This window comes from Allokutzneria multivorans (assembly GCF_039537405.1).
Taxonomy (GTDB): domain Bacteria; phylum Actinomycetota; class Actinomycetes; order Mycobacteriales; family Pseudonocardiaceae; genus Allokutzneria; species Allokutzneria multivorans.
Genome location: NZ_BAABAL010000007.1, coordinates 68,506 through 80,924 on the forward strand (window position 1 = coordinate 68,506; position 12,419 = coordinate 80,924).

Below are 12,419 nucleotides of genomic sequence, written 5' to 3' on the forward strand. Positions count from 1 at the left end.
CACGTGGAGGAGATCGAGATCCGCCTGCCTCGCGCTGGGATCACGGTGCGGGGCAGGCGCTTCGGCTCGCCGGGCGGACTGCCTGTGCTGTGCCTGCACGGCTGGCTGGACAACTGCGCGAGCTTCACGCCGATGGCTTCGCGGCTCGACGGCTTCGAGCTGGTCACCATCGACCTGCCGGGGCACGGCCTTTCCGACCCGGTCCCGTCACCGACCTGCCAGTACCTGGACTACGTCGCGTGCGTGCTCGAACTCGCGCGCGTCCAGGGCTGGCAGCGGCTCCAGCTCATCGGGCACTCGCTCGGTGGCGCGCTGTCCGCGCTCATCGCGGGCGCGGCACCGTCGCTGGTGGAACGTTTGGTGTTGATCGATGCAATCGGCCCGCTGTCGGCCTCTCCGGAGGTCGGGCGGGAGAGCGTCGGCCGCTACCTGTCCGCCTACCTCGCCGACGAGCCCGCGCCCGTCTACCGCACCCGTTCGCAGGCGTTGAAGGCGCGTGTGCAGCTCGCCGACATCCTGCTCGACACCGCTTCTCTGTTGTTGGAGCGCGATCTGCGGGAAGTTCCGGGCGGCTTCTCCTGGCGCAGCGACAACCGGCTCCGCCACCCGTTCACCATGACCTTCACCGAGGAGCAGGTGCGCGCTTACCTCGGCGCCATCACCGCGCCCGTGCTGTTCGTCGAGGCCGAGCGGACCGCACTGCGCGAGGACTACTACCCCGGCAGGCTCGCCGCCGTGCCCAACTTGACCAAGGTGAGACTCGCGGGCGGGCACCACCTGCACGTCGAGAACCCTGACCCGGTGGCTGAGGCAGTGCGGGGGTTCCTGGGAAATTAGCTGGTACGAGTTTCCGGTGCCGTCCATCCTGAGCGCATGTTCCAGCACGAGATCCGCGCGGCGCACACGCCGTCGACGATCACGGTCTACCAGGCGTACTCGCCGCTGATCGGTCTTCCCGCTGCCCGAGACGGTCGCTTCCCGGAGGTGTGGAAGCGCGATCGGATGACGTGGATCAAGCCCTCGTTCCTCTGGATGATGTACCGCTGCGGCTGGGCGAGCAAGGAGGGACAGGAGGTTGTGCTGGCGGTGGAGATCACGCGCGACGGCTTCGACTGGGCGCTGGCCAACGCCTGCCTTTCCCACTACCAGCACGGCCTGCACGAGTCCCGCGCCGACTGGCAGCGGCAGTTGCGGCGCTCGCACGCGCGCGTCCAGTGGGACCCGGAGCGCGACCTCGGGCTCAATCCGCTCCCGCACCGCGCCTTGCAGCTAGGACTCGGCGGCGAGGCTGCTCAGCGGTATGCCGACGAGTGGATCGTGTCGATCACCGACGTCACCGGGCTGGCCCGTCGTGTGCACGGCCTCGTCCGGGAGGGGAGCCACGACGCGGCGCGGGAACTCCTCCCGGTCGAGGAGCCGTATCCGGCCGCGCTGAGCCACCTAGTTCCAGATCAGGCGTGAGCGCGTCGCCCAGTACTGCTCCGCGGGCTCGGCGAGGTCGCTCAGATCCTCCATGTCGACGTCGAGCGCGCGGAGGTTGTCGTCGAGCTGCTGGGTGCTCGCGGCTCCACTGAGGACGGTGTCGGCCCACGGCTGAGCCAGCGCCGCCGCGATCGCGATGGCGTCCGGGCCGACTCCGTGGCGCTGGGCCAGCTCGGCGATGCGGGCGGGCGGGTTCGCAATGAGCCTGCCGTTGGCCACGGTTTCCTTGAGCAGCACCTGCGCTCCGGCTTCGTGGGCCTGCCTCAGCGCGGGGCCGACCGACGGTTCGAGAACGTTCCACGTGGACTGGACGACAGTGAAGATCCCCAGCTCCAGCGCGCGTTCCACCGTCGCGGCCTGCGCGGGGCCGGAGGTGGAGAAGCCGACGCGCACCCCGGACTCCGCGAGCGCGGCGAGTGCTTCGAGCAGCGGCTCGTCGGTGAACAGCGGGCTGTCCGGTGTGAGTGAGTGGACCTGGTAGTAACCGACCTGATTGCCAAGCAGCGCTTGGGTTTGCGCCCACTGAGCGGTGAAGCGGGCGAGGGAGTGCTCCTTGACCTCGTGCACCTCGGCGTCCGGGCGCCAGTCGGCCACGTAGGCGTAGCCCCACTTGCTCGACACCGTCACGTCGGTGATCGCGCGGTCCGCCAGCCACCCGGCCAGGAACTCCTCGGAGCGGCCGTAGGAGCGCGCCGCGTCCACCCAGCGGACCCCGCGCGCGTGGGCCGCGTCGAGCACCTCCCAGCACGCCAGGCGCATCGCCTCGACCGTGCGCTCTCGCGGCAGGGCGTCCTCGCGGCCGAGGTTGATGTAGGCGGGGCGGCCGAGCGCGGCCAGGCCGAGTCCGATGCGGTCGAGCATGCCGACCAGCCTAGTTGTCCACATACGTGAATGCTTGTCACATTCGCGATCGGCTGTCACCCTTGCCGGACCGCCGCGTTCCCTGCTTCACACCGGAGGTTTGGTGATGGCGATGAGGCCACGCGCACTGACCGGGGCCGCGCTCGTCGGCGGACTGCTACTGCTCGCGCCGGGCACCGCGGGAGCCGAGGTCGAGCCGGGCGGATGGACGTCCCACTCGCCCTCGTTCACCGTGCAGGAGAGGGGGTGCGGCAGCGTCAGCGGGCTCACCTTCTCGCTGTCGTGCTCCACCGCGAGCGGAGACCAGCGCGCCGAACGGCGCTACGCGACCTACACCGGCGGTACCCGCCAGTTCGAGGGCTCGTTCCGGATCACCAGCATGGGTGGTACCCGGATCAGCCTCAAGCAGACGTTCCACGAATCAGCCAGCGGCCCGTTCTTCATGCTCGCCGTGGAGCGCGGCGGCCGGCTCTACGCCGTGCACGGCGGTGACACCGTCGCCAGCGGAGCCACCGTCGGCACCACGGTGCGCGTCAACACCGTGCACCAGGTCGGCAGCGAACACCGCACCTACGTCAACGGTTCGCTGCGGCACCGGACCTCCAGCCCCGGCGGCAGCTTCTACGACAAGTTCGGCGCGTACCGCACCAACAGCGGCAACGGCCCCGCCACCGTGACGTGGAGCAACATCGGGTTCTGGCGCAAGTAACCCTTCCCGACGCGGCGGTCCCGCTGCGGGGCCGCCGCCCTCCGCGCCAGGTGGTGCCCGTGTTGCGAGTTCTCCTTGCCCTGTCAGCACTTCTGCTCACCGGATGTTCACCCGCACTTCGAGCGGAGATGCTGTCCCCCAACGACATCGCCCTGGAGTGGCGCGGCTCAGCCATGCGCGCCGTCGAGTTCGCGACTTCGCCTGATGGCCCGTACACCGTTCTCCAGTTCGCGCCGCCGAGCCAGAACACGTACAAGCATCCCGACCTGATGCCCAGGACTCCGTTCTACTACCGCCTCCGGACGATCCACGGCCCTGTTTCGGGGTTGGTCCCCGTTTCCTTGCCGCCTGGCGATTTCGACGAGTCGGCTGACCACTCGTGGGCTCCACCGCGCGTGGTGCTCTCCGGGGCTGTCCGGTCTCCCGGCGCCGCTCCGACGGATCTCCGCGCGGAAGTCAAGCACGCCAACGGGATTCTGTTCACATGGACGGACAACGCGTCGGATGAAGAGGGGTATCTGGTGGAGGTCCGCGCCGAGGGAGCTGCGGAGTTCCGAGTGGCTGCGGTGCTGGACGCCGACGTGAACTCGTTCGGACTGGTGACGTTGGAGGAGGAGAAGGTGGCGGAGTACCGCGTCCGGGCTTACTACTCGGGGGAGGTGTCGAACGTGGTGCGGCTGGTTACGGGCGGTTGAGGTTTTGGTGGTGTAGTTGGGGTTTGGGGGGATGGCTGGGTTTTTGGGTGGGGTTTTTGGGTGGGGTACGGCTGGGTTTCCCGGTCGGGGACGGCTGGGCTTCCTGGTGGGGTACGGCTGAACTTCCAGCAGGGGAACGGCTGAACTTCCAGCTCGGGGACGGCTGCGCTTCCCGGTCGGGGACGGCTGAACTTCCCGGTCGGGACGGCTGGGCTTCCAGGTCGGGACGGCTGGGCTTCCAGGTCGGGGAACAGCTAGAGCCTTGAGCTCTTTCCAGCGGGGTACGGCTGCGCTTCCAGGTTGGGTTGGGTGCGTGGGGCGCGGGGGTTGCTGCGTGGGGTCGGCTTGACCTGGGGGCCCCTTGCGCGTGCCGTCATGGGCCGGACGGGCACGGTGAAGGATCACCGGCCCACGCAAGCAAGCGTATGGCACGCGCACCCCAGGTAAAGCCGACCCGGTTTCGCAGGCGCCTGGCGGTTTCGTTGTGGTTTCTGTGGTGATGTCGACGGAGTCGACGAACAAAACCGTTGTGGCTCAAGGGAATTCACTCTATGGGGACAGGATCTCGATCTTCGAATTTGAGACAATAGAGAGGAGTCGAAAGAGGGGGGATTCTGTTGAGTGCCAAGGCCATTATCGCTCTTTTGAAACGCTACCTCGCGCGCGGAGACACCTACCGGTTCACCGGCGATCCGCTGTTGGATGAGCTACGCGACTTCGAGAAGATCGCCACCCTCGCCGTGGCCGCGAGTACCGATCTCGCCACTGAGGCTCAGTCCCAGGGGTTGTATGCGGATCAGGGGTGTAAGGATCTGACGGTGTTGCTGCGGACGGCGTTGAAACTGCCGCCTGAGGATGCCCAGCGTCGCAGTCGTCTTGTGCGGGAACTCCCGTCGCTGCCGTTGGCGAAGGAAGCGATGTATGCCGGGACGATCAGTCCGAAGCACGTGTTGACGATCTCGGATGCGGTGGCGAAGATCCCCGAGGATCGTGCTGTTGAGGCCGAGGAAGCCCTGGTGAAGCACGCGTCCCTGTTGAATCCGCGTCAGTTGATGTATGTGGGCAAACGCATCCGCACTCAACTCGACCCGGAGGGGGCGTATCGGGACGAGCAGGAGAACATCGCTCAACGGTCGGTGAAGATGGGGAAAGACCACAACGGGTGGTTGCACTTCACCGGCATCCTCCCGCCCGTCGAAGGCGCCGCCGTGGAAGCGGCGTTGCACGCGTTGGCCAGCCCTCGCAGCGGGGAAGACACCCGCACCCCCGAACAACGCTACGCCGACAGCCTCACCGAAGCCATGAAAATCGCCCTCGCGACCAGGGAGCTGCCGAGCAACGGCGGACAGAGGCCGCAGATCATCATCACGATCCCCTACCACGCCCTGCTCACCGCGATCGGGTTCGGCGACACCTCCTGGGGCGGGCCCCTCTCCGCCCACCTCATCCGCGAAATGGCCTGCGACGCCAACATCGTCCCCGCCGTACTCAACGGCAAGAACGTGCCGTTGAACCTCGGACGGTCGAAGAGGACCGCCTCGCCGGGGATGCGGACCGCGTTGGCGGTGCGGGACAAAGGATGCGCCTTCCCCGGATGCGATCGGCCCCCGGCGTGGACGGAAGCCCACCACGTCGTGCACTGGCTCGACGGCGGACCCACCGACCTCGACAACATGGTCCTGCTCTGCACGCACCACCATCATGTGATGCACCAACAGGGGTGGGACATCGTCTTCGAGCAAGGGTTGCCGACCTTCATCCCGCCACGCTGGGTCGACCCGGACCAGAAACCCCTGCGCAACATCAGAATCGAACTCGACCTCGCGGAGCACGGGTAAGGTTCGACGCGTGGCGCTGCGACACTTCCAAGTGAACATTCTGGCCAGGGACAACGTATTGCTCAGCCGGTTCTGGGCTGAAGCGCTCGGGCACGAACTCGGCATCGACGTCATCGCGGAGCCGAACCCGGAGACGGTGAACGGGCGAGTGCACCTGGACCTCGCGACGACCTCAGCGGAGCATCAGGCGGAACTGGTGGCGCGCCTCAAAGAACTCGGCGCGACCGACGCGGACGTGGGCCAGGGTGACGTGCCGTGGACAGTTCTCGCCGATCCGGAGGGAAACCTCTTCTGCGTACTGGAGCCCCGACCGGTCTACCAGGACACCGGGCCGATCGCAGCGGTGGTGGTCAACTGCGAAAACCCGCGTGCCATGGCCGAAAAGTGGGGCGGCGCAACGGGGTGGGACGTGCACGAAGTGAACGACGACTTCGCGAGGCTGCGGGCGAGCGAAGGGCCGTACCTGGAGTTCCTTCGCACGGCCGATGTGGACAGCTTGCGGAACCACATCCACGTCGACCTCGGAGTCGAGCGAGCGCAAGGTGACGTGTCATGGAAGCGCCTCAGCTAGCTGCTGCTCGAACACGACGACGAAGACGATGAACAAGACGAGGACGAACACGAAGAAGACGAAGAACACGAGGAGGAGGACGAGCAGGACGAAGAAGAGCACGACGACGAACAGCCGCCACCGCAGGAACTCCGCGCGCGCCGAGACGGAGGGCGGCCGTTGTACGCGGCATCACGCGCCTCAGCGTCCGGGTAGAAGCGGAAACCACGCATCGCGACATCCGCGACAGTGAGGTCGTCGAAGCCCGGCACCTTCACAGAACCAGAGCGGATTCCGGCCACCGTGTCCTCGCCCGCCTTGGTCAGAGGTGAGACGCCGGAACGGATCGAGACGGCGTAGAGCACGAGCACGACGGCGACCAACAGACCCGGACCGCTGATGGTGGACGTGAGAGTGATCGGAACCCACAGCAGGGCGAGGATCACCAGGTGCCCGTAGAACTCCTTGACAGAAGCCCGATCGCGGTCGGTGGTGCACAGACCGAGATCGGCCAGCTCCTCGCCGACGGACAGGACCTTCTCTGAGCCGCGGTGCGCCTTGACGATGGCGTTGACCGACATGGGCGCACCCAAGCCCGACAACACGGTGGCCTCGACGGGATCGGAGGACTGAGCGCCCTCGACGCGGACCAAGCCGACGGAGCGGGTGGCACGGATGTGACCGTCCCGGATGAGCTTGGCGACAGCCGTCTCGACGACGCGGTCCTGCTGGCCGAACAGGAACGCCGCCTCAGAGGCCGACAGCTCGAAGTCCGAAGTGGACGGACGCGAGCGAATCCTGCGGCGCAGTCGAACGAGCAGCACCACGTCCAAGGCGAACAGTGCGAACCACAGGATCTCCAACACGGGCAGCACCGTAGCGGACGCGGACAGCGCCGGGACCGGAACCGCGAAACCGACCGGCCGAGGCGCTCAGGGGCGTGCGCGCAGGGTGCCGTCGGCGGCGACGATCACGCCCGCCTGCGGCTGTCCCCCACCGCACTCGGGGCCGTGCGGGAAGACCTGCTTCGGCGTGACCTCGATGTCCTTCTCGACGACCACCGCACCGGCGGCGTCGGTGAGCCGGACGCTGACCTTCATCGGTGCCAGCTTCAGGTCGGCCATGTCGAGGAAGCCGTTCTTCCCGCCGGTGGGCACCATGCTGGCACCGCACGCGCCGTTCGGGTCCTTGCTGTCGCACGGGGTGGGAACGGCCTTGGTGGAGTCGTCGAGGTGGACGTCCTTGCCGTTCACCGAAGCCTTCGCGACCTTGGCGGCCAAGGGCGGCTCGATGTCGATGCCGAGCCCGGAACGAGCGGCGAGCGCGGGACAGGCCGATCCGGCCGCGCCACCGTCACCACAGGCCGCGAGCAGGGCGACACCGGCGAGCACGAGCGAGAACATGCGCATGACCGAAGGCTACTGCGGCGCCGGGACGGTGGCCGTGCTGAACCGCCGCAACGCCTTGTTCCGGCCGGCGAGGTGGGCGACGCCCACGACGCAGAGCGCCCCGCCGGACACCAGCGCGAACGCCGGAGAGCTGACCCCGGCGACGAGCCCGCCCCGGAAGTTGCCGACGTCGGGGCCGGAGACGCCGATGATGTGCTCGACGGCTCCGACACGGCCGCGGAAGGCGTCGGGCGTGGCGATCTGCACGATCGCTCCACGCGAGATCACCGAGATCGTGTCGGCAGCACCCGCGATGACCAGGCACGCGATGCCGAGCCACAGTGGTTGTGCCAGGCCGAATCCGGCCAGCCCGACACCCCACACCCCTGCGGCGGCGAGCATCACGGCACCCGGGCGCGCAGCGCGCGTGACAACGCCGGACAGCGCGCTCGCCGCGATGCCGCCGACAGCGATGGCGGACATGAACAGCCCCAAGGCTTCCGGGCGGCCGAAGCGCTCGGCGGCGATGGCGGGGAACAACGCGATCGGCATGGCGAGCACCGTCGCGATCACATCGGTCAGCAGCGCGCCGCGCACCACCGGCTGCCCGGCGAGGAACCGCATGCCCTCGCCGATCGCGCGCGGTCCCGGGCGTGACGAACCCTCGGGCCGCGAAGGGAGCATCGACGGCAGCCTGACCACGCCGTACAGGCCGATGGTGAAGGTGACCGCGTCGATCACGTAGCAGGTGGCGACCCCCCACTGCGCCGTGATCAGGCCCGCGAGCGCCGGGCCGACCAGCATGGACGCCTGGAAGCTGATGTGGATCAACGCGATCCCGGCGCGCACCAGGTGTTCCGGCAGCAGGCGCGCGGCGAAGGTCCGGCGCGCCGGGGCACCGAGCCCGCTGAACGTGCCCTGGAGGCAGACGAGCCCGAGCACGACCGCGAGCGACTGGAAGCCCAGAAGTGCTTGTGTGGCAAGCAGACCTGCCGTGACGATCTGGCCGATCGTGGTGAACAGCACCAGCCTGCGGCGATCGACGGTGTCCGCGAGCGTGCCGCCGATCAGGCCGAACACGACCATCGGCACGGCATTGGCGATGCCGATCGCGCCGACCGCGACGGTGCTCTGCGTCAGCTGCCACACCTGCGTGAGCACGGCGACCACCGTGAGCTGCCCGCCCAGCACCGAGGCCGTGCCGCCGATCCACAACCGCCGGAACTCGGGGCTGGCGCGCAGCGGGCGGACGTCGATGAACAGCTTCATTCGAGGTGCCTTTCGATGCGGTCGCGGAAGGATCGCTTCGCCAGGGCCTTCTCGATGTCGCGGACGGCCTGGCTGAGCGCGTAAGGCATCTCCTCCTCCAGCTCCGCGACGGCGCGCTCAGTGGCACGCCATTCGGCTTCGAGGAAGGGAACCAGCTCCTTGGCGCGCTCGGTCAGCTGGACCTGCCGTGTCCGCGCGTCGGCCCCGGGCACACTCGTGACCAGGCCTTCGCGGCGCAACGCGGAGACCGTCTGACTCATCGCGGAGTGCGTGACGTCCAAGTCCTCGGCGAGCGCGCGGATCGTCATCGGACCGGAGTGGCCGAGCCGGATCAGCGGCATCACGTAGCGCGGGCGGACCCCGTCGATCCCGCGATCGGTGTACAGGCGGCCGATGTCGTCGTCCATCGCCGCGAGCACGAGTCGCAACGGGCGCCACCTGCTGTGCTTGGTCGGATCGGTCACGGGAGCTATCGTAACAGCACTTATATTAGTGCTGTTACATAGTGTGGAGGACGTCGTGAGCCACCCCGAGATCGAGCCGTACGACCACGGCATGCTCGACGTCGGCGACGGCCACCACGTGTACTGGGAGGTCTGCGGCAACCCGAACGGCAAGCCCGCGGTCGTCGTGCACGGCGGCCCCGGCAGCGGTTGCCGCCCACGTCACCGCACGTACTTCGACCCAGAGGTCTACCGCGTCGTCCTGTTCGACCAGCGCAACTGCGGGCGCAGCGCCCCGCACGCGAGCGAGCCGGTCGTGGACCTCTCCGCCAACACCACCGACCACCTGCTCCGCGACATGGAGCAGCTGCGCGAGCACCTCGGCATCGAGAAGTGGTTGGTGTTCGGCGGTTCCTGGGGTGCGGTGCTGTCGGTGACCTACGCGCTGCGCCACCCGGAGCGCGTCTCCGAGATGGTCATCACCGCCGTGGCCACCGGCAGGCACAGCGAGATCGAGTGGCTGATCCGCGGCTTCGGCGCCCTGGCCCCCGAAGCCTACGAGCGCTTCCGCGCCGGAGTGCCCGATCCCGGCGAGGACATCTCCGCCGCCTACCACCGCCTGCTGATGGACCCCGATCCCGCCGTGCACCGCAAGGCCGCCGAGGACTGGTGCGCGTGGGAGGACGCGATCGCCACCGTGCCGCCCGGCCGCGACGTCGAGCACGAGCCGTGGGAGCCGCGGTTCCAGCTCGCCTTCGCCCGGCTCGTCACGCACTACTTCAGCAACCGCTGCTGGGTGGAGGACGACGAGCTGGCCCGCGAAGCTCACGCGCTCAAGGACATCCCCGGCGTGATCGTGCACGGCCAGCTCGACCTCAGCGCGCTCGCGGGCAACCCGTGGGTGCTGCACAACGCCTGGGAGGGCTCCGAGCTGGTGATCGTCGAGCGCGGCGCGCACGGCACCGGCACCACCGAGGCGATCGTCGCCGCCATCGACGAGTTCAGCCCCTGAAGAACGCGCGGGAGGCCGACGGCAGCGTCACCAGTCCGACGATCACCCCGGCGACGGCGACGAACAGCAGGATCACCGGCGGGGTCGCGCTGAACAGCGACGAGAGCACCAGCACGACCGCGATCACGATCGTCATCAGCCGGGCCCACCGCGCCCCGCGCATCAGGAACAGCCCGAGCACGATGTCCAGCAGCGCCAACGGGACGAGCAGCGCGGCACCGCTCACGCCGAGCAGCGTCAGCTTGGTGGTGTAGAAGCCCACGAGGGGCAGCTCGGAGACCGCGCTGCTCAGCATGGCGCCGAGCCCGAACAGCACGGCCATGAAGACCGTCAGCCCGGAGAGCACGAAGAGCACGATCGCGGTGGCGGTCACCGCGCCGGGGACCGCGCGAGGTGTAGTCATGATCAAGAGCAGACCAGAGCGATAACGGCGCTATCCAGTCGTTCGGCGACGTAGTGCCGAACAAGGCCCCGAACGCAGGTCACGGGATCGGCGAACACCCGCCGCCCCCGACAAGCTCAGCTCCTGAAGAACTCGCGGGACTCCGACGGCAGCACCAGCAACCCGACGACCAGCACGGCGAGGACTCCGGCCAGCCAGGGCAAGAGCGCGTCGCCCCTCGTCACGAGGACCGTCAGGATCGCGATCACGACCGCGACCGCCCTGGCCCACCTCGCCCCGCGCCTCAGGTGCGCCGCGCCCACGAAACCCATCACCGCGAGCAGGAAGGAACCCACGCACGGCACCAGCACCCACGGTGCGCCCCCGAGCACCCCGCCGAAGAACACCACGGCCGTGAAGGCCGCCAGCGCGGAGAGCAGGAAGAGGAGGGTCGAGGCGGCGGTCACCGGGCGGGGGACCGCGCGAGTCGTAGTCATGATCGAGAGCAGACCAGAGTGATAACGGCGCTATCCAGTTGTTCGGTGACGTCGTGCGGAACAGGGCGCTGAACAGGGCTCCGAACGCTGCTCAGGAGCGCGTCGAACACCACCCGCGTGTCCATCGCCGGTTTGCCCCCGCGCGCGCCCGATCTTCGCAACGATGTCGTCATGACGGACTACGGCGTCGACACCGACCGGCACGCACTGGTGGCGATGTGGAGCTCGGGCCTGGGCAACACCGCGCACACCGCCGCGGACCTCCCCGACAAGGTCACCACCGACCAGGCGCTGTTGCTGACGCACGTGCTCAACGGGCTCTCCAGGGCGGCGTGGCGGACCTACACCCATCCCGCGAGCCCGCTGGACGACGCCGAGCTGGACCTGGAGGGCGAGGGCTGGGAACGCGTCGACGAGCGCGCGGCGCTGGCCGACGTGGTGGAGGCGATCCGCTCGCCGAACCTGCCCGAGGACGGGATGCTGCTGGAGTCCTACAGCCCGGTGATCGAGTCGGCGCACCGCGTCGGCAGGGAACTGCACGGCATCTCCGACGCCGGGCTGACCGAGCAGCTGGTCACCGAGGTGGAGGCGGAGCTGGCCGCCATCGAGGCGGCCGAGCGCGGCGACCTCACCGGGCGCGCCCGCCAGGCCGTGCGCCTGACCAGGGCGGACGCCTCGCCGTTGCAGGTGGCCGCCGCGGACGCGCTGCTGCAGAACGACCCGCTGGGCTCGACGGCGTTGTTCAGCGAGGTCGACGCGACGGCCGCGTCGGTGGCCGCCGCGCACTGGCTCCAGGTGGCCGCGGAGATCGCCGCCGAGATGGCCGAGACCGCGCCGACCGAGGTGGTGATCGAGGCCGACGACCTGGAGCCGCTGGCCGTGGACACCCCGACGCTGGTGCTGGAGCGGTTGGCCAACGGCGAGACCCCGCGCCAGGTGGTGACGGACCTGGTCGGCGACGCGATGGCCGTGGCGGACGGTCGCATCCCCGATGTCGAGGGCTTGATGGTGATGCTCGTGCAGGCCGGCGAGGACCTCAGCGCCGACGACGAGGACTTCGAGGCCACGGTGCCCGACCGGATCACGCCGCTGGACCCCGTGCGCCCCGCCCACGACCTGCTGGAGGACCTGCTCGACGGCATCAGGGGCTGCTGGCTGCTCTACCGCGCGTACGAGGACGACGCCGCTCCGCCGAACACCCCGGCCCCGCAGCGCGCCGACCGCGACAAGGCGTTCTTCGACCGCGTCCGCAAGGAGGCGCTCGCCCGGCAGGATCGCCTGCTCTAATGGGCG

At 68.8% G+C, this 12,419-nt stretch carries 15 protein-coding genes; 8 read left to right on the forward strand and 7 right to left on the reverse strand.

Annotated elements, in window-relative coordinates; genetic code table 11:
- The first annotated feature begins 3 nt into the window (after positions 1-3).
- A complete protein-coding gene (locus tag ABD798_RS12740; protein ID WP_344874146.1) occupies positions 4-837 on the forward strand; it encodes an alpha/beta fold hydrolase in 834 nt (277 codons plus the stop codon).
- Positions 838-873: 36 nt separating this feature from the next.
- Positions 874-1,461 carry a DUF4291 domain-containing protein gene (locus ABD798_RS12745; RefSeq protein WP_344874148.1) on the forward strand — a complete coding sequence of 196 codons (588 nt, stop codon included), beginning with the start codon at positions 874-876 and terminating at the stop codon, positions 1,459-1,461.
- Here the strand turns inward: ABD798_RS12745 and ABD798_RS12750 are convergent.
- Positions 1,441-2,343, reverse strand: a complete 903-nt coding sequence (locus ABD798_RS12750) for an aldo/keto reductase (RefSeq protein ID WP_344874150.1) — start codon at positions 2,341-2,343, stop codon at positions 1,441-1,443. The genes ABD798_RS12745 and ABD798_RS12750 overlap by 21 nt on opposite strands.
- A gap of 112 nt (positions 2,344-2,455) precedes the next feature.
- Between ABD798_RS12750 and ABD798_RS12755 the strand changes: the two genes are divergently transcribed.
- The 4 genes from ABD798_RS12755 (at position 2,456) to ABD798_RS12770 (ending at position 6,156) form a co-directional block, all read left to right on the forward strand.
- Entirely contained in the window at positions 2,456-3,052 is a 597-nt protein-coding gene (locus ABD798_RS12755; RefSeq protein ID WP_344874152.1) for a hypothetical protein, read from the forward strand.
- A 59-nt stretch (positions 3,053-3,111) separates the two neighbouring features.
- A complete protein-coding gene (locus ABD798_RS12760; RefSeq protein WP_344874154.1) occupies positions 3,112-3,747 on the forward strand; it encodes a fibronectin type III domain-containing protein in 636 nt (211 codons plus the stop codon).
- 617 nt (positions 3,748-4,364) lie between these two features.
- The gene (locus ABD798_RS12765) at positions 4,365-5,585 is read left to right on the forward strand and encodes an HNH endonuclease signature motif containing protein (protein ID WP_344874156.1); all 1,221 of its coding nucleotides are present in this window, start codon (positions 4,365-4,367) and stop codon (positions 5,583-5,585) included.
- 10 nt (positions 5,586-5,595) lie between these two features.
- Positions 5,596-6,156: a VOC family protein gene (locus ABD798_RS12770; RefSeq protein WP_344874158.1), complete on the forward strand. Its 561-nt coding sequence runs from the start codon at positions 5,596-5,598 to the stop codon at positions 6,154-6,156.
- Here the strand turns inward: ABD798_RS12770 and ABD798_RS12775 are convergent.
- The 4 genes from ABD798_RS12775 to ABD798_RS12790 form a co-directional block, all read right to left on the reverse strand.
- Positions 6,153-7,001, reverse strand: coding sequence for a TIGR04222 domain-containing membrane protein (locus ABD798_RS12775; RefSeq protein WP_344874160.1), 849 nt, complete (start codon positions 6,999-7,001; stop codon positions 6,153-6,155). The genes ABD798_RS12770 and ABD798_RS12775 overlap by 4 nt on opposite strands.
- Before the next feature lie 66 nt (positions 7,002-7,067).
- Positions 7,068-7,544 carry a hypothetical protein gene (locus ABD798_RS12780; protein ID WP_344874161.1) on the reverse strand — a complete coding sequence of 159 codons (477 nt, stop codon included), beginning with the start codon at positions 7,542-7,544 and terminating at the stop codon, positions 7,068-7,070.
- A gap of 9 nt (positions 7,545-7,553) precedes the next feature.
- Positions 7,554-8,792, reverse strand: coding sequence for an MFS transporter (locus tag ABD798_RS12785; protein WP_344874163.1), 1,239 nt, complete (start codon positions 8,790-8,792; stop codon positions 7,554-7,556).
- Complete coding sequence (locus ABD798_RS12790) at positions 8,789-9,199, reverse strand: MarR family winged helix-turn-helix transcriptional regulator (protein WP_344874398.1); 411 nt, start codon at positions 9,197-9,199, stop codon at positions 8,789-8,791. Before ABD798_RS12790 ends, ABD798_RS12785 begins: the two co-directional genes overlap by 4 nt.
- Before the next feature lie 112 nt (positions 9,200-9,311).
- Here ABD798_RS12790 and pip point away from each other — a divergent pair, with 112 nt between their 5' ends.
- Positions 9,312-10,247 carry a prolyl aminopeptidase gene (pip, locus tag ABD798_RS12795; protein WP_344874165.1) on the forward strand — a complete coding sequence of 312 codons (936 nt, stop codon included), beginning with the start codon at positions 9,312-9,314 and terminating at the stop codon, positions 10,245-10,247.
- Here the strand turns inward: pip and ABD798_RS12800 are convergent.
- Both ABD798_RS12800 and ABD798_RS12805 read right to left on the reverse strand, forming a co-directional pair.
- A complete protein-coding gene (locus ABD798_RS12800) occupies positions 10,237-10,650 on the reverse strand; it encodes a hypothetical protein (protein WP_344874167.1) in 414 nt (137 codons plus the stop codon). The genes pip and ABD798_RS12800 overlap by 11 nt on opposite strands.
- A 116-nt stretch (positions 10,651-10,766) precedes the next feature.
- On the reverse strand, positions 10,767-11,126 hold the full coding sequence (locus ABD798_RS12805; protein ID WP_344874169.1) for a hypothetical protein: 360 nt from the start codon (positions 11,124-11,126) through the stop codon (positions 10,767-10,769).
- 171 nt (positions 11,127-11,297) lie between these two features.
- Here ABD798_RS12805 and ABD798_RS12810 point away from each other — a divergent pair, with 171 nt between their 5' ends.
- A complete protein-coding gene (locus ABD798_RS12810) occupies positions 11,298-12,413 on the forward strand; it encodes a hypothetical protein (protein ID WP_344874171.1) in 1,116 nt (371 codons plus the stop codon).
- Positions 12,414-12,419: the final 6 nt, after the last annotated feature.